The 19,893-nt window shown below is 59.5% G+C and carries 15 protein-coding genes and 1 pseudogene; 12 read left to right on the plus strand and 4 right to left on the minus strand.

From position 1 onward, the window contains the following. The first annotated feature begins 159 nt into the window (after nucleotides 1-159). The 4 genes from BLW70_RS09845 (at nucleotide 160) to BLW70_RS09860 (ending at nucleotide 8,625) form a co-directional block, all read left to right on the plus strand. Nucleotides 160-1,953 (plus strand): DUF1302 domain-containing protein, encoded by a 1,794-nt coding sequence (locus tag BLW70_RS09845; protein WP_074873838.1) that lies wholly within the window; start codon nucleotides 160-162, stop codon nucleotides 1,951-1,953. Between the two features lie 23 nt (nucleotides 1,954-1,976). After that, on the plus strand, nucleotides 1,977-3,344 hold the full coding sequence (locus BLW70_RS09850) for a DUF1329 domain-containing protein (RefSeq protein ID WP_074873839.1): 1,368 nt from the start codon (nucleotides 1,977-1,979) through the stop codon (nucleotides 3,342-3,344). Nucleotides 3,345-3,483: 139 nt separating this feature from the next. Further along, on the plus strand, nucleotides 3,484-6,033 hold the full coding sequence (locus BLW70_RS09855; protein ID WP_074873840.1) for a LuxR C-terminal-related transcriptional regulator: 2,550 nt from the start codon (nucleotides 3,484-3,486) through the stop codon (nucleotides 6,031-6,033). 183 nt (nucleotides 6,034-6,216) lie between these two features. Beyond that, nucleotides 6,217-8,625: a dermonecrotic toxin domain-containing protein gene (locus BLW70_RS09860; RefSeq protein WP_074873841.1), complete on the plus strand. Its 2,409-nt coding sequence runs from the start codon at nucleotides 6,217-6,219 to the stop codon at nucleotides 8,623-8,625. Between the two features lie 91 nt (nucleotides 8,626-8,716). Here BLW70_RS09860 and BLW70_RS09865 read toward each other — a convergent pair whose 3' ends face one another. After that, nucleotides 8,717-9,514, minus strand: coding sequence for an IclR family transcriptional regulator (locus BLW70_RS09865; RefSeq protein ID WP_074873842.1), 798 nt, complete (start codon nucleotides 9,512-9,514; stop codon nucleotides 8,717-8,719). A 165-nt stretch (nucleotides 9,515-9,679) separates the two neighbouring features. Here BLW70_RS09865 and hmgA point away from each other — a divergent pair, with 165 nt between their 5' ends. The 3 genes from hmgA to maiA are packed head-to-tail and all read left to right on the plus strand — an operon-like array spanning nucleotide 9,680 to nucleotide 12,943. Further along, complete coding sequence (gene hmgA, locus BLW70_RS09870) at nucleotides 9,680-10,984, plus strand: homogentisate 1,2-dioxygenase (RefSeq protein ID WP_074873843.1); 1,305 nt, start codon at nucleotides 9,680-9,682, stop codon at nucleotides 10,982-10,984. Between the two features lie 3 nt (nucleotides 10,985-10,987). Beyond that, nucleotides 10,988-12,295, plus strand: a complete 1,308-nt coding sequence (gene fahA / locus BLW70_RS09875; RefSeq protein ID WP_074873844.1) for a fumarylacetoacetase — start codon at nucleotides 10,988-10,990, stop codon at nucleotides 12,293-12,295. A 12-nt stretch (nucleotides 12,296-12,307) separates the two neighbouring features. Further along, nucleotides 12,308-12,943: a maleylacetoacetate isomerase gene (gene maiA / locus BLW70_RS09880; RefSeq protein WP_074873845.1), complete on the plus strand. Its 636-nt coding sequence runs from the start codon at nucleotides 12,308-12,310 to the stop codon at nucleotides 12,941-12,943. A gap of 20 nt (nucleotides 12,944-12,963) precedes the next feature. Here maiA and BLW70_RS09885 read toward each other — a convergent pair whose 3' ends face one another. Continuing rightward, on the minus strand, nucleotides 12,964-13,767 hold the full coding sequence (locus BLW70_RS09885; protein ID WP_074873846.1) for a SirB1 family protein: 804 nt from the start codon (nucleotides 13,765-13,767) through the stop codon (nucleotides 12,964-12,966). Nucleotides 13,768-13,950: 183 nt separating this feature from the next. Between BLW70_RS09885 and BLW70_RS09890 the strand changes: the two genes are divergently transcribed. From BLW70_RS09890 to BLW70_RS09905, 4 genes are all read left to right on the plus strand, one after another. Next, nucleotides 13,951-14,970, plus strand: a complete 1,020-nt coding sequence (locus BLW70_RS09890) for a Glu/Leu/Phe/Val dehydrogenase family protein (RefSeq protein WP_074873847.1) — start codon at nucleotides 13,951-13,953, stop codon at nucleotides 14,968-14,970. Nucleotides 14,971-15,086: 116 nt separating this feature from the next. Beyond that, the gene (pdhA, locus tag BLW70_RS09895; RefSeq protein WP_074873848.1) at nucleotides 15,087-16,181 is read left to right on the plus strand and encodes a pyruvate dehydrogenase (acetyl-transferring) E1 component subunit alpha; all 1,095 of its coding nucleotides are present in this window, start codon (nucleotides 15,087-15,089) and stop codon (nucleotides 16,179-16,181) included. Then, nucleotides 16,174-17,160: an alpha-ketoacid dehydrogenase subunit beta gene (locus BLW70_RS09900; RefSeq protein WP_074873849.1), complete on the plus strand. Its 987-nt coding sequence runs from the start codon at nucleotides 16,174-16,176 to the stop codon at nucleotides 17,158-17,160. The genes pdhA and BLW70_RS09900 overlap by 8 nt, the downstream gene beginning before the upstream one ends. 16 nt (nucleotides 17,161-17,176) lie before the next feature. Continuing rightward, entirely contained in the window at nucleotides 17,177-18,286 is a 1,110-nt protein-coding gene (locus BLW70_RS09905) for a dihydrolipoamide acetyltransferase family protein (RefSeq protein ID WP_074873850.1), read from the plus strand. A 162-nt stretch (nucleotides 18,287-18,448) separates the two neighbouring features. On the opposite strand, the pseudogene BLW70_RS09910 reads toward BLW70_RS09905, so the two are convergent. Continuing rightward, nucleotides 18,449-18,703, minus strand: a pseudogene (locus BLW70_RS09910) (YebG family protein); the annotation flags it as partial. A gap of 277 nt (nucleotides 18,704-18,980) precedes the next feature. On the opposite strand from BLW70_RS09910, the gene BLW70_RS09915 reads away from it, so the two are divergent. Then, nucleotides 18,981-19,481, plus strand: coding sequence for a phosphate-starvation-inducible protein PsiE (locus BLW70_RS09915; RefSeq protein WP_074873852.1), 501 nt, complete (start codon nucleotides 18,981-18,983; stop codon nucleotides 19,479-19,481). Here the strand turns inward: BLW70_RS09915 and BLW70_RS09920 are convergent. After that, on the minus strand, nucleotides 19,478-19,792 hold the full coding sequence (locus BLW70_RS09920) for a DUF3509 domain-containing protein (protein WP_074873853.1): 315 nt from the start codon (nucleotides 19,790-19,792) through the stop codon (nucleotides 19,478-19,480). The two genes, BLW70_RS09915 and BLW70_RS09920, sit on opposite strands and share 4 nt — an antisense overlap. Nucleotides 19,793-19,893 lie beyond the last annotated feature (101 nt).

Consider the following 19,893-nt stretch of genomic DNA (forward strand, 5'->3'; position numbering starts at 1 on the left):
GATAACCCCCCATCCAGCCCATCCATAACCCGCGCAAACCCCCGTCCCATGCGGGCATTCATCCTTTGGAGGTACATCGCGAATACCTCCTTGGTGCGCTTATCGCTCCCAACGTGGGGCAGTAGGGTGGGGCCTTCTGTCACTCACCGGGGAAGACGCATGACAAAAACAACAATGCGCGCCATCTTCACGCCGCAAGCGCTCGCTGCTGCGGTTGCCTTGGGTTGCTGCGCCCAGGCGCAGGCTGTTTCATTCAACATTGGCGAAATCGAGGGGACATTTGACTCTTCGCTGTCCGTCGGCGCGAGCTGGGGCATGCGTGATGCCGACAAATCCCTGGTAGGTGTCGTCAATGGCGGGACCGGCCAGTCTTCGACCGGGGATGACGGGCGGCTGAACTTCAAGAAGGGCGAAACCTTCTCCAAGATCTTCAAGGGTATTCATGACCTTGAATTGAAGTACGGCGACACTGGGGTGTTCGTGCGTGGCAAGTACTGGTACGACTTCGAACTCAAGGACGAGGACCGTGAGTTCAAAGCGATCAGTGACAGCGGTCGTAAAGAAGGCGCCAAGTCTTCCGGGGCGCAACTGCTCGACGCCTTCGTCTATCACAACTATTCCATCGCCGACCTGCCGGGCACTGTGCGCGCCGGCAAGCAGGTGGTGAGTTGGGGTGAAAGTACCTTCATCGGCAACTCGATCAACAGCATCAACCCGATCGATGTTTCAGCGTTTCGCCGTCCTGGCGCCGAGATCAAGGAAGGCCTGATTCCGGTGAACATGCTGTTCGCCTCTCAAGGCCTGACCGACCAACTCTCGGTGGAAGGTTTCTATCAACTTGAGTGGGACCAGACCGTCGTCGACAACTGCGGCACCTTCTTCGGTAACGACGTGGTGGCAGACGGTTGCAACAAGAATTACACGGTGGCCAGCCCGGCGATCGCACCGTTGCAACCGATCGCTGCCGCGTTTGGCCAAGGCTTCGAAGTCAGTCAGGAAGGTGTGATCGTACCGCGTGGTGGTGACCGCGATGCCCGCGACTCCGGGCAGTGGGGGACGGCGCTGCGCTGGCTCGGCGACGACACCGAGTACGGCCTGTACTTCATGAACTATCACAGCCGTAGCCCGACGGTCGGCACGACCACCGCCGGCCTGACAACGCTGGCACGGATCCCGGCCATCGTCGGTGCCGCCAACAGAATCGCGCCCGGCACCGGTTCGGCACTGGCTCAAAGTGTGATGCTCGGACGCGGCCAGTATTACCTCGAGTACCCGGAAGACATTCGCCTCTACGGCGCGAGCTTTTCCACCACCTTGCCTACCGGTACGGCGTGGACCGGCGAGATCAGCTATCGCCCCAACGCTCCGGTGCAAGTCAACACCAACGACCTGACCCTGGCCTTGCTCAACCCGATTGCAGGCGGCGCGGCATCGCCTGTCGCCACCACGCCAGGTGCCGACAACAAAGGCTACCGCCGCAAGGAAGTGACACAGGTCCAGAGCACCCTGACGCACTTCTTCGACCAAGTGCTGGGCGCCCAGCGGTTGACCCTGGTTGGCGAGGCGGCGGTGGTGCACGTCGGTGGCCTGGAGTCGCGATCCGAATTGCGTTACGGCCGTGACTCGGTCTATGGCCAGTATGGTTTTGGCGGCGATACCGACGGCTTTGTCACTTCGACCTCCTGGGGTTACCGCGCCCGGGCGATCCTCGATTACGCCAACGTGATTGGCGGGATCAACCTCAAGCCCAACCTGTCCTGGTCCCATGACGTCGCCGGCTACGGCCCCAACGGGCTGTTCAACGAAGGCGCCAAGGCCGTCAGCGTCGGCGTCGATGCCGACTACCGCAACACCTATACCGCGAGCCTCAGTTACACCGATTTCTTCGGCGGTGACTACAACACCCTGGAAGACCGCGACTTCCTGGCGCTGAGTTTCGGCGTGAACTTCTGATCTGGCTGAGAAGGATGATTTCAATGCGCAAGACGATTCTGCAATGCGGCGCCCTGGCCTTGAGTCTGTTGGCTGCCAACGTAATGGCGGCGGTCTCGCCGGAAGAAGCCAACAAGCTTGCCTCCAGCCTCACGCCGTTGGGCGCCGAAAAGGCCGGCAACGCCGACGGCTCGATCCCGGCCTGGACCGGCGGCATCCCGAAAAATGCCGGCGCAGTGGACAGCAAAGGTTTCCTGGCTGACCCGTTCGCCAGTGAAAAACCGCTGTTCACCATCACCGCCGCGACGGTCGACAAGTACAAAGACAAGTTGTCGGATGGCCAGGTAGCGATGTTCAAACGCTACCCTGAAACCTACAAGATCCCGGTCTACCCGACTCACCGCACCGTGGGCCTGCCCCCGGAGATTTACGAGTCGGCCAAGCGCAGTGCGCTGAACGTGAACAGCATCAATGACGGGAACGGCCTGGCCAATTTCACCGGCAACCGCTACTACGCGTTCCCGATTCCGAAGAACGGCGTCGAGGTGTTGTGGAACCACATCACCCGCTATCACGGCGGCAACCTGCGCCGCATCATCACTCAGGTGACCCCGCAAACGAACGGCAGCTACACGCCGATCCGCTTCGAAGAAGAGATCGCCGTACCGCAACTGATGAAGGACCTGGACCCGGAAAAAGCCGCCAACGTGCTGACCTTCTTCAAGCAATCGGTGACGGCCCCGGCACGCCTGGCGGGTAACGTGCTGCTGGTGCATGAAACCCTCGATCAGGTGAAAGAACCGCGCTTGGCGTGGATCTACAACGCCGGCCAGCGCCGTGTACGTCGCGCACCGCAAGTGGCTTATGACGGGCCGGGTACTGCCGCTGATGGCCTGCGCACGTCCGACAACTTCGACATGTTCTCCGGCGCACCGGATCGCTACGACTGGAAACTGGTCGGCAAGAAGGAAATGTACATCCCTTACAACAGCTACAAACTCGACTCGCCGAGCCTCAAGTACGACGACATCGTCAAGGCCGGGCATATCAATCAGGACCTGACCCGCTATGAATTGCACCGGGTCTGGGAAGTGATCGGTACGGTCAAGGCGAGCGAACGGCACATCTACGCCAAACGCCACATGTACCTCGACGAAGACAGCTGGCAAGTGGCGCTGGCGGACCATTACGACGGTCGCGGTCAGCTGTGGCGAGTGGCCGAGGGGCACGCTCAGTACTACTACGATCATCAGACCCCGGCCTACACCCTCGAAGCGCTCTACGACATCATTGCCGGCCGATACATTGCCCTGGGAATGAAGAACGAAGAGAAGCGCAGTTTCGAATTCGGCTTCGAAGCCAAGGCTGCCGACTACACGCCATCGGCCTTGCGCGCCGAGGGCGTTCGGTAGTGGGTTGATACATCAGCAGTACAAAAGGCGACCGGGTGGTCGCCTTTTTTATGGCTGCCAATCAGCGTGCTGAATACTTCTCAACAAGCGGCTAAGAGAGGGCTAGGGTTGCCGGACAATTATAAAAAGGCACGCCGCAATGACCGCCATGATCCCGTGTCTGGACCGTCCTGGATTCCTGCCCCGTCTGTCCACCCATCACCTGTCACGGTCTCGCTTGACCGAGCCGTTACTGGCCTCCACGGCACGGGTGAAATTACTCTGCGCGCCGGCCGGCAGCGGCAAGACTGCGCTGCTCGCCGAATGCCTGTTGCAGGCCCCGCCCCATTGCCGCGTGTTCTGGTTGCCATTGTCTGGCGTGGTGTTGAGCGCGGCGGATTTTCGTCATCGTCTGGCGGAAACCCTGGGGCTGGCTTCGTCGGACGAATCCGAGTTGCTGGGCTATCTGGCCCGATTGCAGACGCCGACCTGGCTGTTTCTCGATGATTATTGCCGCTTGCCTGACCCGGAGTTGGACCTGTTGCTCGATCGCATGCTGGCGACCAGCAGCCCGATGCTGACCTGGTGGCTGGGTGCTCGCCGCCGCCCGCCCTGCAACTGGCCAAGATTGCTGCTCGACGATGAGTTGTACGAATGCGAAAGCACCTCGCTGGCTTTTACGGCAGATGAAGTCGAGCAGATCGTGCAGCCATGGGTACCGGAGCAGGCCGGCAAAGTGGCCAGTCGGATCATCCAGCGCACCGGCGGCTGGTGTGCCGGTGTGCGGATTGCATTGCTGCAAAAGTGCGATTGGTCGCGGCAGAACAAACCCCTGGGACGGGCGGACACCTTGCTCGATTATCTGGAGCATGAGTTGTTCAACTCGCTGACGCCTGAGTTGAGCGAAGCCTGGCGCGTGCTGGCCCACTTGCCCCGCTTCAATGCCCGGCTGTGCGATCACCTGTTCGGGGCCGGAGAGGGCGCTCAGTACTTGCGGACCTTGCAAACGCTGGGCTGTTTTATCGAACCTTGGGGCGACTCCACCGATTGGCTGCAGATATTCACCCCGTTCACCCAGTTGTTGCGCGATGAGCAATGGCCGGCGGGACGCTCCTGGCATCGGCGTGCCTGCCAATGGTTCTGTACCGAACAGGACTGGAAATCGGCCTTCGAACAGGCCTTGCTCGCCGAGGAGTACGAAGTGGCGGTCAGCCTGTTGCAGCACTTCAGTTTCGAGCATTTGTTCGAGGAGCAAACGGTGGTGCTGTTGTTGCGTTTGCATGAGCAGCAAGGTGAAGAGCTGACGCTGGGCAGCCCGCAATTGGTCGGATTGATTACAGCTGCGCTGTTGTTCGCCGGACGTTTCGACCAGGCGACTGCCTGCATCGCTCATTTGGCGCATTTCACGCCTCAACCCTCGGCAGTGCTTGAGCGTCAACTGATTGCACGTTGGCAGGCCCTGCAAGGTTGGTTGCTGCATTTACAGGGCCGAATGGAGGCTTCGCGCGCGCACTTTCTTGACGCGTTGAGCGCGCTCGATCCCGAGTGTTGGACGGCGCGCCTGATGTGTTTGTCCGGTTTGACGCAACAGGCATTGCTAAGGGGCGAACTCGACGTGGCGCAAGCCCACAACCGCGACGCGCTGTGCCTGGCGCGGGCGCAAGGCTCGCTGGTGTTCGAGGGCCTGATGGAGCTCGATCACGCGCAATGGCTGGAGCAGCGGGGTGCCCCGGCTCGCGCCGAGAGTTTATTGCTCAACATACATGAACTGCTCTGCCAGCAGGCCGACCGGCCCGCGCCGTTGCTTGGGCGTATCGCTTTACGACGTGGGCGACTGGCGTTAACCATGGGCCAGGATGAACATGCACGCGAGTGCTTTCAGCGCGGTCTTGAGTTGTGTCTGCGCAGTCACGACAAGCGTGTGTTATATGGATTTCTTGGTCTCGCGCAACTGGCGGCCAATCAGGGTGATTACACCCAGGCGTTTGTACAATTGCGCGATGCTGAACGGCTGATGCAGCAGCGGAAAATTCCGGATACCGTCTATCGTGGCGTCCTGTTGCAAGTCAGCAGTCAGTTCTGGTTGCAGCAGGGGCGACCGCAACTGGCCCATGAGGCACTGGCGCGGGTACTGCGTCATTATTGTGGGCCGCAGGCTCGCCAGGCTCCCCCGGCCACACTGGAGCTAATTCCACGGATTGAGTATCTGTTGATTCTGGCCGAGGTTTATCTGCAACAGCTCAGCAACGCCGAAGCGTTGCTTCAAACACTGATCGACAATGCGCACGCCAATGGCATGTACGCCCTCGAAGCGGAATTGCATCTGGCGCGGGCCGAAGTGATCTGGCTGGAGGGGGAATCGCATCTGGCCACTGCAGCTTTGCAAGAAGGGGAGCAAATGATTAGCCGTTGCCAAGGGCGGCAAGCGTGGCGTGAGTTGCAATTGCGGCAACCCCAGTGGCTGCGTACATCTGAAATGTCGATCACCGAATTGTCTGTTGAGGCGCACAGTTCCAGTCCCCTCAGTAAACGGGAGCTTGAAGTTTTGCAGCTGATCGCACAGGGCAACTCCAATCAACAGATTGCCGATGTGTTGTTTATCTCGTTGCATACAGTAAAAACTCATGCCCGTAGAATTAATGGAAAGTTGGGGGTTGAGCGAAGAACGCAAGCTGTGGCCAAGGCTAAGTTGTTAGGTGTGTGCTCGTAAAAGTGCCTGTGCTTGATTTTATTTATATAGAGTTGGACTTGTGTGTTGTTGTTTCTGGTAATAAATTGTTCGCGTTTATCATATCTTGTATTTTTTTACTCGTGTTTCTTTGTGTTGTTCTGGAATAAGTTTTCGCTAAGTGCTTTGACACCAGGTCAGGCATAAATGTGTTAACAAAGGACAATGAATGTGAATAGTTTATTTAATGCAGATACTTTGATTGCTAGCGCAAAACCGTGGCTGGACGGAATAAGTCAGGAAGATCGCGAGCTCTATTTGGCCCACGAAGCATGGCTAGTTACGAGGGAGAGTGAATTGGCAAAGCAGTTGGGGCACTTCAGTTCGCTTAAGGATTATGCCCGTAGCATTGTCAATCAGAACATTAAACTGGAATTTGGCCAGGATCGGGATGCCGATGAAATTGTGTGTAATGCTCGTTATACATTCGAGGTGGGAGGACGGAAGATCGAGCAGGAAGATACTCGCACCCTGACCGAGCAGTTCATCTACGGCCTTTACGAGGAAGGGCAAAGAGCCCATCTCGTATTCATGGGAGACGAACTTCCCGCCGAGCTGAATCAGCAATGGTTTGAAGAGATGATGAGCGCTGATGCCCGGGCTGCCTATGGTGCCCAGTTCCGTTCTCGGTATGAGCGTCAAGACGTCATGCAAGCCTTGAAGAACGTCATGAGCCAGCGCCTGTTGCTGAGTGCGTTGGCTGCTCGCCATCAGGGGCACATCAACGACAAGAACTTCGCACGGATTGTCTCTGCCTTATACGGCGACCAGGCATTCACTATTGATGGCGTGCGCCTCATCGACGACACACGAGCGCTCCAGCATTTGATTCTGGTTGCAAGACTCGATGGGCAAGACGGTTTCTTGCTGTATGCGCCAGGCTCGCCAGGTGGACAGGACTGGTACGAACTCCAGAATTTGCAACATGTAGGCATACGGGTTGGCGAATGGACAATGGATGCCAAAGGTCGGGACTACCTGACCTGGCAATCTCACGCTGTGGATCGAGAAGTCATTGCCACCTATTTGAAACAGGTCGAACGGCTGCCGAGTACCTGGAAAGGAGTGAGCCTGGTTGCATCGCCTTACAAAGGCGCTGAAGTCCTGACCGCCACCATTGAAAACATTCGCGCATGGCGAGTGGCGGAGGAAGAGTCCCGGACACCTTACGCTTATCGCACGGCTTCTGATGCTCAACGCCAGAACTTTGCCCGTACTCGTTGTGAACTCAAGGCCTTGCAGGTCATTGCCACACGTGAGGGCGGTTTCATTACCTACGGCAAGTTCTGCTTCGATCTGATTAAACAGCGAATCGAGCAAGTGCTGGCTGACAGGGGGGAGCGGGCCACGGTCAATCCTGATCGCATCTTTGTCTCCGTCAGTCCGCAATTGGGAATGACGCTGACCGAACTGATCAGCACCGAAACGCATTTTTACGCCGATGAACAACAAACGCCTTGGAGTTATCCACGGTTTACCCTGGAACATGATCATCCACCGATCAGTAAACTTGATATCCGGGATATTGCCGGCTGGTCGCGTACGCTGCGCCCGGGCGAAAAGTACATCGAGATGCTACGTTCGAAGCATTTGGATAGAAGCCATCCCGAGGGTGCGTTTAAACGAATGGTTCACCTCGAGGTACAGCGCCGCCAGATGAAAGTAGGGGTGATGCAGGAGCGTTTTAACGGTCGTTTGACTGCCGAGCAGTATCGGCAACTGATGACTGTTATTGAAAACCTGGAAAAAATTGACACACGAACGATGAGTCCGATGGGTGAATACCCGAGTGATGTTCGCTTCAGCGCAATGTTCAAGTTGCATTTGCGAGAAAAACTGGTGGTCGGGGTATTCGTTTTCCGATTGATCATTGGTGATCGCGTTGAGGAGTTCCTGTATACGCCTGACGCACCTGATGGCCGACTGATTCGTCCGTTCTCGGAATTTGTATCCGCCGTCAAGAAACTCAAATTCGGCAACTATTTCTATGACCGGGTTCGTTATAAGGATCAGCGAGTGGTGCGGACGTACATCACTGATTTGGAAGAGCTTGGTAACTTCAATGAGGCTCCGGTTCTGCTACGCGACAGTCGCGTCAGGGACTTGGGCAGGAGTTATGACGATCTGATTTATCGCACGATTTCCGATGTCGATGAAAAGACCGAAAGCCTCGACGAAATCATCTTCAAACTGGTGTTCGGCGCGGTCGAGGCTGCGGCCACCGTTGTCAGCGTGGTGATTCCGCCGGTGGGCATTGCAATGAGTGTGGTGTTGCTCACCAGAAGTGTGCTGGAAGGTGCCGAAGCCTATAACGACGGTGATCGCGCCACTGCCGCATGGCATTTTCTGGATGCACTGATCGAACTGGCGTCGCTGGGTAAAGCCGGTTTGAGCAAGGGGGGGGCAACCAAGTTGCAGAAGGACTTTATCGGCTTGTTGGGCGATGTGTATTCGGTTCAGAAGTTTTACAGCCAGGCGACCGGGCAACAGAAATTGCCTTTACAGGCGCTCGAGGTCATTCAAGCTATTCTCAGTGATCCACAAGCCCTCGACAGCAAAACTCGTCTGCTGTAACGGCTGGGTCAAGACATCCCTCCCGGATGTCGTCTGATACATACGTTGATTAACTTTAAAAGTGTCTTTTAAAGTTTGTGCAGCACAAATCTCATGTCGATGAATCCGGGATCGGCTGATACCCCATCCGCCAACTCACGGCCCTCGTCGCAGCCAGCAACCGCTGCGCCGCCGGGCCGTTTTCGTCGGCATGGAACAACGAAGCCGGACCGACGATGGTCAGCACGGCGGCGATCTGTCCGACCGCGTTGAACACTGGGGCCGACAAGGCGTCCACGCCCGGCATCAGCAAACCATGCACATGATGCAGACCGCGTTCGCGGATCTGTTCGCACAACGCCTGGTAGGCCTGATCGTCCGCCAGCGCATGTGAAGCGCTGCTGTGCAGTTCCCGCTCGCGCAATTCGACGGTTTCACGCTTGGGCAGATAGGCGCCGAACACTAGCCCTGTGGACGAACTGAGCAACGGCAACACCGAACCCAATTGCGTCACCACCGTCACCGCGCGCACTGCTGGCTCGATGTGCACCACGGTCGCGCCCTGGTTGCCCCACACGGCGATAAAGCAGGTTTCGTTCAACTCATCGCGCAATTCAGCCAGGGGCAGGGCGCCGACTTTTAGCACGTCCATACTGTTGAGTGCTGCCAGCCCTACTCGCAAGGCTTCGCGGCCCAGACCGTAATGGTTGGTGGCCGCATTCTGTTCAGCAAAACCGCTGGCGATCAGCGCCTGCAAATAGCGGTGAACCTTGCTTGCCGGCATCTGTACGTGTTCGGCCAGGCGCGACAGTGAAGTCGATGGCGACAACTCGGCCAGGGCCTTGAGGATGTCGGTGCCGACCTCGGCCGAGCGGACTTTCTGTTTATCGTTGCTGCGCGGCGTTTCCATGGAGGTGGTCTGATCCCGGGACGAATGGGCGTCTTTATAGCTTGACGGTCAATACCAATCAAATTACGTTAAGCGTAATCGAATTACGATAAAAATAACCCAGGCGTGCCGAGAGCTCTTCGACGGAGTGACAGGCCATTGCCTACTCCCTGTTCAGGAGGCTCCATGAACCTCGATTCAACGGCGCCCGAGCTGGCTTATCAGTCCGGCTTTGGCAACGAATTCAGCAGTGAAGCGCTGCCCGGCGCACTGCCCGTCGGCCAGAACTCCCCGCAAAAAGCCCCGTACGGTCTCTACACCGAACTGTTCTCCGGCACCGCGTTCACCATGCCTCGCAGCGAAGCGCGGCGCACCTGGATGTACCGCATTCAGCCGTCGGCCAATCACCCGGCGTTCGTCAAACTGGATCGGCAACTGGCCGGCGGCCCGTTGGGGGAAGTGACCCCCAATCGCCTGCGCTGGAACCCGCTGGACATCCCCAGCGAGCCAACCGATTTCATCGACGGCCTGGTGAGCATGGCTGCCAACTCCGGCGCGGAAAAACCGGCCGGGATCAGCATCTACAGTTACCGCGCCAACCGCTCCATGGAGCGTGTGTTTTTCAACGCCGACGGCGAACTGCTGCTGGTGCCGGAACTGGGACGCTTGCGCATCGCAACGGAATTGGGCGTGCTGGAACTGGAGCCGCTGGAAATCGCCGTGCTGCCGCGCGGCCTGAAATTTCGCGTCGAACTGCTTGATCCGCAAGCTCGCGGCTACATTGCCGAGAACCACGGCGCGCCACTGCGCCTACCGGATCTGGGGCCGATCGGCAGCAACGGCCTGGCCAACGCGCGGGACTTCCTGACCCCGGTCGCGCATTACGAAAACCTCAAGCAACCGACCACCCTGGTGCAGAAATTCCTCGGCCAGTTGTGGGGCTGCGAGCTTGATCATTCGCCGCTGAACGTGGTCGCCTGGCACGGCAATAACGTGCCGTACAAATATGACCTGCGCCGTTTCAACACCATCGGCACGGTCAGTTTCGATCACCCGGATCCGTCGATCTTCACCGTCCTGACGTCGCCGACGAGCGTCCCCGGTCTGGCCAATCTCGACTTCGTGATCTTCCCGCCACGCTGGATGGTCGCCGAGAAAACCTTCCGGCCACCGTGGTTCCACCGCAACCTGATGAACGAATTCATGGGCCTGATCAAGGGTGAATACGACGCCAAGGCCGAAGGTTTCGTGCCCGGCGGCGCGTCCTTGCACAGTTGCATGAGCGCCCACGGCCCGGACGGCGAAACCTGCACCAAGGCGATCAACGCCGAACTGGCCCCGGCGAAAATCGACAACACCATGGCGTTCATGTTCGAGACCAGCCAGGTGCTGCGCCCGAGCCGATTCGCCCTCGATTGCCCGCAACTGCAAAACAATTACGATGCCTGCTGGGCCACGCTGCCCGCCACTTTCGACCCGACCCGGAGATAACCCATGACTCAGACAACTATCACTCGTAGCTGGGTTGCCTCCGCCAACGGCCATGCGGATTTCCCGCTGCAAAATCTGCCGTTGGGCGTGTTCAGCGTGAAGGGCGGCGCGCCGCGCAGTGGCGTGGCGATCGGCGACCATATCTTTGATCTGGGAGCGGCACTCGATGCCGGGCTGTTCGACGACGGTGCCGCGCGGACCGCCGTTGAAGCCACCCGTGGCGGCCAGTTGAATGCATTTTTCGAGCTGGGTCGCGAGGCTCGTGTCGCCCTGCGTCAACGCATGATCGAGTTGTTCAAGGAAGGCAGCACCCAGCGCGGCAAGATCGAAGCCCAAGGCGCAAAACTGCTGCCCTTGGCGGCCAATTGCGAGATGCACCTGCCAGCGAAAATCAACGACTACACCGACTTCTACGTCGGCATCGAGCACGCGCAGAACGTCGGAAAACTGTTCCGTCCCGACAACCCGTTGCTGCCGAACTACAAGTACGTACCGATCGGTTATCACGGCCGCGCCTCGACCATTCGCCCGTCCGGTACCGATGTTCGCCGTCCGAAAGGCCAGACGCTGCCAGCCGGCCAGACCGAGCCAACCTTTGGTCCGTGCGCGCGTCTGGACTATGAGCTGGAGCTGGGCATCTGGATCGGTCAGGGCAACGAGATGGGCGACTCGATCGCCATCGGTGACGCTGCCGATCACATCGCCGGTTTCTGCCTGCTCAATGACTGGTCGGCGCGGGACATCCAGGCTTGGGAATACCAGCCGCTGGGGCCGTTCCTGTCCAAGAGTTTCATCACCAGCATCTCGCCTTGGGTGGTGACGGCCGAAGCGCTGGAGCCGTTCCGTCGTGCTCAGCCGGCACGTCCGGAAGGCGATCCACAGCCGCTGCCGTACCTGTTCGACAAACGCGATCAAGCGGCAGGTGCGTTCGACATCGAACTGGAAGTGCTGCTGCTCACCGAAGGCCTGCGCGAACAAAAACTGCCGGCTCATCGCCTGACCCTCAGCAATACCCGACACATGTACTGGACCGTGGCGCAAATGGTCGCGCACCACAGCGTCAATGGCTGCCAGTTGCAGGCCGGTGACCTGTTCGGTTCGGGCACGTTGTCGGGGCCTGAGAACGGTCAGTTCGGCAGCCTGCTGGAAATCACCGAGGGCGGTAAAAAGCCGATCGAACTCGCGTCTGGCGAGGTGCGCAAATTCCTTGAGGACGGCGACGAAATCATCCTGCGTGCCCGTTGCAGCCGCGAGGGTTTTGCCTCCATCGGTTTCGGCGAATGCCGGGGCAAAGTGCTGCCGGCGCGCTAAGAGGATCGGGTCATGGAACTCTATACCTACTACCGTTCGACTTCGTCCTTCCGGGTGCGCATTGCGTTGGCGCTCAAGGGCCTGGATTACCAGGCGTTGCCGATCAACCTGATCGCGCCGCCAGGTGGTGAACATCGGCAGCCGCCGTATCTGAGCATTAATCCACAAGGCCGCGTGCCGGCCTTGCGCACCGACGAAGGCGAGCTGCTGATCCAGTCGCCGGCGATCATTGAATACCTGGAGGAACGTTATCCACAGGTTCCGCTGCTCTCCAAAGACCTCGCCGCTCGCGCCCATGAGCGTGGCGTGGCGGCAGTGATTGGTTGCGACGTGCACCCGCTGCACAACGTCAGCGTGCTCAACAAGCTGCGGCAGTTGGGCCACGATGAACCGCAAGTGGTGGAGTGGATTGGGCACTGGATCAGCCAAGGGTTGGCGACGGTGGAGCAGTTGATCGGCGACGAGGGTTATTGCTTTGGTCCGACACCTGGGCTGGCGGATGTTTACCTGATCCCGCAGCTGTACGCGGCCGAGCGCTTCAGCATTTCACTTGAGGCGTATCCGCGGATTCGTCGAGTGGCGGCGTTGGCGGCGACGCATCCGGCATTCATCGAGGCGCATCCGGCGAATCAGCCAGACACCCCTTAAAACCATCGGATCTTTTGCTTTTAATGGACGATGGAGTTTGGCGGCAAATGCCCTAATCGTTCAGTCAGGCGAATCCGCTGAATCGGGTCGTCACTGAGCAGCAGGGCATGTTCGAGGTCGAAGCGCTCGGCGTTCGGGCAATCCAGCCGTTGATAGAGGCTGGCCCGGGCCAGGTAGTCGGAAGCACTGGCGTTGCCCAGTTCCAGCACGCGTTCGGCGTCGATCAGGGCGCCGATGTAGTCATCGTTGGAAAGGTGTAACTGACGCAGGTTGCGCGACAACCGCTGCAACATTTGCACCGGCTCGGCGGTGAGCAAATGCTCGGCGCTGAGTTTCATGTTCGGGCCGTATTGGCGTTGCAGCAGTTCCCGGCAGTCGTTGGGGTACAAACGACGCCCGCCGCAGGGGTCGAGCAAGTGATCGGCGCCCGGTACCCGCAACAGGAAATGCCCGGGGAAGTTGACCCCGACCATGGGGATCTCCAGACCTCTGGCCAGTTCCAGGGCAACCAATCCCAGGCTCAGCGGCTGCCCGCGCCTGCGTTCCAGCACTTTATTGACCAGCGCGACTTGCGGGCGCAATGGCGTGGAGGAGTCCTGAGCGAATCCCAGGTCATTCATACGCCGTAACAACGGCTGGGCCAACTCGCTCACCGGCAACATCGGCAAGCCTAGACTGACCCGTTGTTGCAGGTCCTTGAGATCGTTCAGCACTGCCTCGGAAGTGACTTCGCTGTCGTGTTCGGCGGCAATCCACAGCGCCGCCTCGAACAGCGCGGGCGGTGAACGTTGCAGACAGTCGAAAAAACGTTGGCGGGGGGTCATCAAAATCTCCGGCTAATGCCTCGTTTTAGCCCCGTCTCCGGCATTCGTCCAGTGCCGGACATGGGCGGTTGCCGGTTATGTCCGAAAGTCTGCAAGGCGAGGTCGCTTATTCCGGCGCGCTTCTGCAATTTTCGGGCGCAAGCCTATACTGGCGACTACAAGAAGTGATTCGGGAGCCCTACGATGTTCGCTCTCATGCAAAGCACTCGCCTTGAATCCCTGCATCTGAGCGTCGACTCGGTCACCGGGTTGAAGGCGGTCATTGCCATTCATAACAGCCGTCTGGGACCAGCCCTGGGCGGGTGTCGTTACCTTGCCTATCCCAGCGACGAATCCGCCGTCGAGGATGCGGTGCGTCTCGCCCAGGGCATGAGTTACAAGGCGGCGCTGGCCGGCCTGGCTCAGGGCGGCGGCGTGGCGGTGATCGTCCGCCCGGTGCATGTGGAAAACCGCGCCGCGCTATTCGAAGCTTTCGGGCGTTGCATCAACCAGCTCGACGGCCGCTACATCACCGCCATCGACAGCGGCACCTCAGTGGCGGACATGGATTGCATCGCCCAACAGACCCAGTACGTCACCAGCACCACCGCGGCGGGCGACCCGGCACCGCACGCGGCGATGGGCGTGTTCACCGGTATTCGTGCCACCGCCATGGCCCGGCTGGGCAGCGATAACCTCGAAGGCCTGCGAGTGGCGATTCAAGGGCTTGGCAACGTTGGCTATGCCCTCGCCGAACAGCTGCACGCCGCCGGTGCCGAACTGCTGGTCAGCGACATCGATCACGGCAAGGTCCAACTGGCGATGGAACAACTTGGCGCTCATCCGATCGCCAACGACGCGCTGCTCAGCACTCCTTGCGACATTCTTGCGCCCTGCGGTCTCGGCGGCGTGCTCAACAGCCACAGCGTGACGCAATTGCGCTGCGCGGCGGTGGCGGGCTCGGCGAACAACCAACTGACCCACCTGGAAGTCGCGGATCAACTGGAGCGGCGGGGCATTTTGTATGCGCCGGATTACGTGATCAATTCCGGCGGGCTGATCTACGTCTCGCTCAAGCACCGTGGTGAAGAGCTATCGACCATCACCGCACACCTGTCGAAAATCAGCTCCCGGCTGACCGAAGTCTTCGCCCATGCCCAAGCGGAAAAACGCTCGCCGGCCCGCGTGGCTGACGAGTTGGCGGAGAAAGTGCTGTATCGATGAAGTTGAACCGATGAAGGAGTGAGGGCCTATCCGGCAGACTTGCTCCCAAAGCCTTGGCGCCACGAGCGTCAGGCTTGACTGACGCACGCTGACGCGGCGTGCCAGGAGCCCCTGTGATGCCTCACAAGGTTGAGCTGCCTTACACCCGATTTTTATCCCCTGACGGCCAATTGCTCGGCGAACTTCCTGCCTGGGCCGACGATTTCAATTTGCTGACGCGCCTTTATCGGCAGATGGTCCTGACCCGCCTTTTTGATCAGAAAGCCGTCGCCCTGCAACGCACCGGGCGCATCGGCACGTATGCGCCGACCTTGGGCCAGGAAGCCATTGGCGTGGCGGTGGGCAGCTTGATGCACGCCGAAGACGTGCTGATTCCGTATTACCGCGACACCGCCGTGCAATTGATGCGCGGCGTGCGCATGGAAGAAATTCTCCTGTATTGGGGCGGTGACGAGCGCGGCAGCGACTTTGCCGAACCGGCGGCGGCCCAAGACTTTCCGATCTGTGTGCCGATTGCTACCCAGGCCCTGCATGCCTGCGGCGTAGCCAGTGCATTCAAAATCCGCGGCGAACATCGGGTCGCTGTCACTACCTGCGGCGACGGCGCCACCAGCAAGGGCGATTTCCTCGAAGCCCTCAACGTCGCCGGTGCCTGGCAGTTGCCGGTGGTATTCGTGGTCAATAACAACCAATGGGCGATCTCGGTGCCACGACGGATTCAGTGCGGCGCCCCGACCCTGGCACAGAAAGCGATCGGTGCCGGGTTCCACGGTGAGCAGGTCGACGGCAATGACATGCTCGCGGTTTACGACCGGGTACAAGTGGCCCTCGAACGGGCGCGTCACGGTAAAGGCCCGGTGTTGCTGGAATGCCTGAGCTACCGCCTCGGCGACCACACGACAGCCGACGATGCCACACGCTACCGGTCGGCAGACGAGGTCAAGCAGGCCTGGCTCGAAGAACCGGTCAAACGCCTGCAACGTTTCATGGTCGACCAGGGCGTGTGGGACGAAGGCCGCGAACAGGCGCTGATCAGCGAATGCCAGGGCTTGGTGCAGCGCGCTGTGGATAACTTCGAAGCGGCGGGTCTTCAGGCGCCCGAATCGATCATCGATCACGTCTACGCCCAGTGGCCGGCGTCCCTCGCCGGGCAGCGTGAAGAGTTGCTCGAAAGGGCGGCGCGCCGCGCGGGAGATGCGAGCCATGAGTAACGGCAAAGTCACGTTGCTGGAAGCGGTGAATCTCGCGCTGCATCGGGCCATGAGCGAAGACGAGAACGTCATCGTCCTCGGTGAGGATGTCGGGGTGAACGGCGGCGTGTTTCGCGCCACCCAAGGGCTGCGCGACAGCTTTGGCTTCAAGCGTGTCATCGACTCGCCGCTGGCCGAAACCATGCTAGGCGGACTGGTGGTCGGCATGGCCGCCCAGGGCCTGAAACCGGTGGTGGAAATCCAGTTCATGGGTTTCATCTACGCGGCCATGGAACACCTGGTGTCCCACTCCAGCCGCATGCGCAATCGCACCCGCGGGCGGATCACCTGCCCGATGGTGATGCGCACACCGATGGGCGCAGGGATTCGCGCGCCGGAACATCACAGCGAAAGCACTGAAGCATTGTTCGCCCACGTTCCAGGGCTGCGGGTGGTGATTCCGTCATCGCCGGCCCGGGCCTATGGCTTGTTGCTGGCGGCCATCGATGACCCGGACCCGGTGCTGTTCCTCGAACCGACCCGGCTCTATCGCATGAACCCGCAACCTCTGTTGGACGATGGCAAGCGCCTGCCGCTGGACAGCTGTTTCACCCTGCGCGAAGGCAGCGACATCACGCTGATCAGCTGGGGCGCCAGTGTGATGGAAACCCTGCAAGCCGCCACCGCATTGGCCGAGCGGGGCGTCTCGGCGGAAGTGATCGATGTCGCGAGTATCAAGCCACTGGACCTCGACACGATGGAAGCTTCGGTGCGCAAGACCGGCCGTTGCGTGATCGTTCATGAAGCGCCGCGCTCCTGTGGCGTCGGTGCGGAAATCGCCGCGAGCCTCTATGAGCGGGTGTTGCTGGATTTGCAGGCACCGATCCAGCGCGTTACCGCGCCGGACATTCCGCCGCCGCTGTATCGACTGGAATTGCTGTACATGCCCAACGTCGAGGACATTCTTCAGGGCTGCGACAACGTTCTTCACTTTGCCTGAGCCCAAGGAGGTCACGATGAAATATTTCAAACTGCCGGATCTGGGCGAAGGTTTGCAGGAGGCGGAAATCGTCCGCTGGCACGTCAACATTGGCGATGACGTCAAGGCCGATCAATTGCTGGTATCGGTAGAAACCGCCAAAGCCCTGGTGGATATTCCCGCACCCTACGACGGCGTAGTGGCAAAACTTTACGGCGGAGAGGGCGACATCGTTCACGTTGGTGAGCCCTTGCTCGGTTACGAAGGCGAAGCCGATGCGGGCACCGTAGTGGGGCGACTCGAAGGTGGCGGCAGCAGTCAGGAAGACTCGTTTTTCATCGGCGCGGCTCCCTCGACCCGAGAACACCTGGCGACTCGCGCCACCCCGGCCGTGCGGCAACTGGCCCGGCAACTCGGCGTGGAGTTGAGCGGGGTGACGGGTTCTGGCCACGAGGGGCAAATCACCCGTACGGATGTGGAAAACGCGGCACAAACTGAACTGGATCGCTTCGGCGGCGAACGGTTGCGCGGTGTGCGGCGCAGCATGGCGCTGAACATGGCCCGGTCCCACGCCGAAGTCGTGCCGGTGACGATTTTCGGTGATGCCGACCTGCATCGCTGGGGTCAGGCCCGCGAACCGCTGATTCGTCTCGCCAAGGCGATGGCGGCCGCGTGCGCCGTGGAGCCGGTGCTCAACAGCGCTTTCGACGGCAAAAGCCTGTCGATCAAACAACACGAACGGCTCGACCTGGGCATCGCCGTGGACACCCCGGACGGCTTGTTCGTCCCCGTGCTGCGCGATGTCGGTCATCGCACTTCGGCTGATTTGAAGGAAGGCGTCATGCGATTAAGGGCCGACGTGCAGGCGCGATCGATTCCGCCCAAGGAAATGATGGGAGCGACCCTGACGCTGTCGAATTTCGGCACCTTGTTCGGCCGCTACGCCAACCCGGTGGTGGTGCCGCCGCAAGTGGCGATTCTCGCCGCTGGCGCGATCCGCGATGAACCGGTGGCGGTTGACGGCGCGGTGGTGGTGCATCCGGTTTTGCCGCTGTCCCTGACCTTCGATCATCGCGTGGTGACGGGGGGCGAGGCGGCACGATTCTTCAAGGCACTGGTCGAGGCGCTGGAACAACCCGACGCTTAGGTTTATCGCAGGCATGAAAAAGGCCCTGAGTCGTTTGACTCAGGGCCTATTCAATTCGGGCGTTGCTTACTTGGCAGCCTTGGGCGCTTTAACTGGCTTGGTCGGCTCAGCGACTTCAACAGGTGCAGGCGCTTCAACGGGGGCAGCCTTTTCAACGACTTCAGCCGGCGCATTGAGCAATTCGGACAACGCATCCGGCTGGCTCTTGAACGCCTTGGCGAACACATCGCGGTTCTTCGCCATGTAGATCCCGGCTTCTTCCACTTGCTGTTCGGTCAGGGACGGAACGGCTTTTTGCAACACTTCGGCCAGCAACTCGGCCAGTTCGAGCATTTTGTCATGACGGTCAGCTTCGGCTTTATCCATGAACAAGCGCTCCAGATCTCGGCTGCTGCGGTATACCACTTCGACGGCCATTCACCACCTCACATGCCTTCACATTAAGTTGTCTTGTTGACTACTGTATTTATATACAGCGAAAAGGATAAGCGAATCCCTGCGCTTTGGGTAGTGGCTTTTTAATGTAGACCGAAATCAGGGTTTGTGAGGTGCAGGTGCGACCAAACGCCACGGAGCGCGTTTTAGAGCACCTCGCCATCATGTGGCAGGCGCCTCTGGCCTTTTTTCTGCATGCAGAACAACCGTCACGTCAAACCCGCATCATCCGCTCGAACCGAGCTAAGGAAGAATCACCGTGAAAATCAACTGGGCCGAGAAACTGCGGCAGAACGTGCATCAATTGGCCGAGTCCCTGGGCAACCTGTTTGTCGAGACCTTCCACTACCTGGCGCTGTTCGCCATCGGTGCAGTCACCGCGTGGGCGGCGGTGATGGAATTTCTGGGGATGATCGAAGAAGGGCACATCAAGATCGATGACATCTTGCTGCTGTTCATCTACCTGGAATTGGGGGCGATGGTCGGGATTTACTTCAAGACCAACCACATGCCGGTGCGTTTCCTGATCTACGTGGCGATCACCGCGCTGACGCGACTGCTGATCTCCAACGTCTCGCATCACAACCCGCCGGACATCGGCATCATCTACCTGTGCGGCGGGATTTTGCTGCTGGCGTTTGCGATTCTGGTGGTGCGTTACGCCTCGTCGCAATTCCCTTCGGTGAAGATCGAACACCCGCAACGCAAGATCGGTGCGGGTTCCGGTGAGCATCCCGAAGTGGAGAAGGGCGAGATTTAGAACCTCATGGCGGGCCGGCTGTGGCCTTTGACGCGTGGCGGCGGCAGGTTGTGGTCGCCGTCGGTCATGGCTTCGAGGATGGCCACGGCGCTGTGGCCCTGTTCGATGGCAATGCCGAACTGAATGCTTTGCACCAGGCGTTTGAGGCGCAGGGGGTCATTGCGTTGTTCGGCGCTGATCATCCGTTTGGCGACCACATGACCGTTGTTGGACAGGGTCAGCATAATGCTGCCATCCAGGCCCTGAATGCTCAGGTTAATTTGATAATCCGCTGCAAAAGCATCGGTAATGAGCTGAAAAGGGTTGTCCATGATGCGTCACCGCCTGAATTGAACGTGCAGTTGTTGACCGGCCATGATCGGGGTTAGTTCGCAACACCAGACCACCGGCACATCGCTCTCGCTGAGGTTTT

The sequence above is a fragment of the Pseudomonas frederiksbergensis genome (assembly GCF_900105495.1).
In the GTDB taxonomy this organism is placed as follows: Bacteria; Pseudomonadota; Gammaproteobacteria; order Pseudomonadales; family Pseudomonadaceae; genus Aquipseudomonas; species Aquipseudomonas frederiksbergensis.

Coding starts and splice junctions, on each gene's coding strand:
- BLW70_RS09845 (WP_074873838.1), top strand. CDS start 160: ATGACAAAAACAACAATGCGCGCCATCTTCACGCCGCAAGCGCTCGCT.
- BLW70_RS09850 (WP_074873839.1), top strand. CDS start 1,977: ATGCGCAAGACGATTCTGCAATGCGGCGCCCTGGCCTTGAGTCTGTTG.
- BLW70_RS09855 (WP_074873840.1), top strand. CDS start 3,484: ATGACCGCCATGATCCCGTGTCTGGACCGTCCTGGATTCCTGCCCCGT.
- BLW70_RS09860 (WP_074873841.1), top strand. CDS start 6,217: ATGAATGTGAATAGTTTATTTAATGCAGATACTTTGATTGCTAGCGCA.
- BLW70_RS09865 (WP_074873842.1), bottom strand. CDS start 9,514: ATGGAAACGCCGCGCAGCAACGATAAACAGAAAGTCCGCTCGGCCGAG.
- hmgA (WP_074873843.1), top strand. CDS start 9,680: ATGAACCTCGATTCAACGGCGCCCGAGCTGGCTTATCAGTCCGGCTTT.
- fahA (WP_074873844.1), top strand. CDS start 10,988: ATGACTCAGACAACTATCACTCGTAGCTGGGTTGCCTCCGCCAACGGC.
- maiA (WP_074873845.1), top strand. CDS start 12,308: ATGGAACTCTATACCTACTACCGTTCGACTTCGTCCTTCCGGGTGCGC.
- BLW70_RS09885 (WP_074873846.1), bottom strand. CDS start 13,767: ATGACCCCCCGCCAACGTTTTTTCGACTGTCTGCAACGTTCACCGCCC.
- BLW70_RS09890 (WP_074873847.1), top strand. CDS start 13,951: ATGTTCGCTCTCATGCAAAGCACTCGCCTTGAATCCCTGCATCTGAGC.
- pdhA (WP_074873848.1), top strand. CDS start 15,087: ATGCCTCACAAGGTTGAGCTGCCTTACACCCGATTTTTATCCCCTGAC.
- BLW70_RS09900 (WP_074873849.1), top strand. CDS start 16,174: ATGAGTAACGGCAAAGTCACGTTGCTGGAAGCGGTGAATCTCGCGCTG.
- BLW70_RS09905 (WP_074873850.1), top strand. CDS start 17,177: ATGAAATATTTCAAACTGCCGGATCTGGGCGAAGGTTTGCAGGAGGCG.
- BLW70_RS09920 (WP_074873853.1), bottom strand. CDS start 19,792: ATGGACAACCCTTTTCAGCTCATTACCGATGCTTTTGCAGCGGATTAT.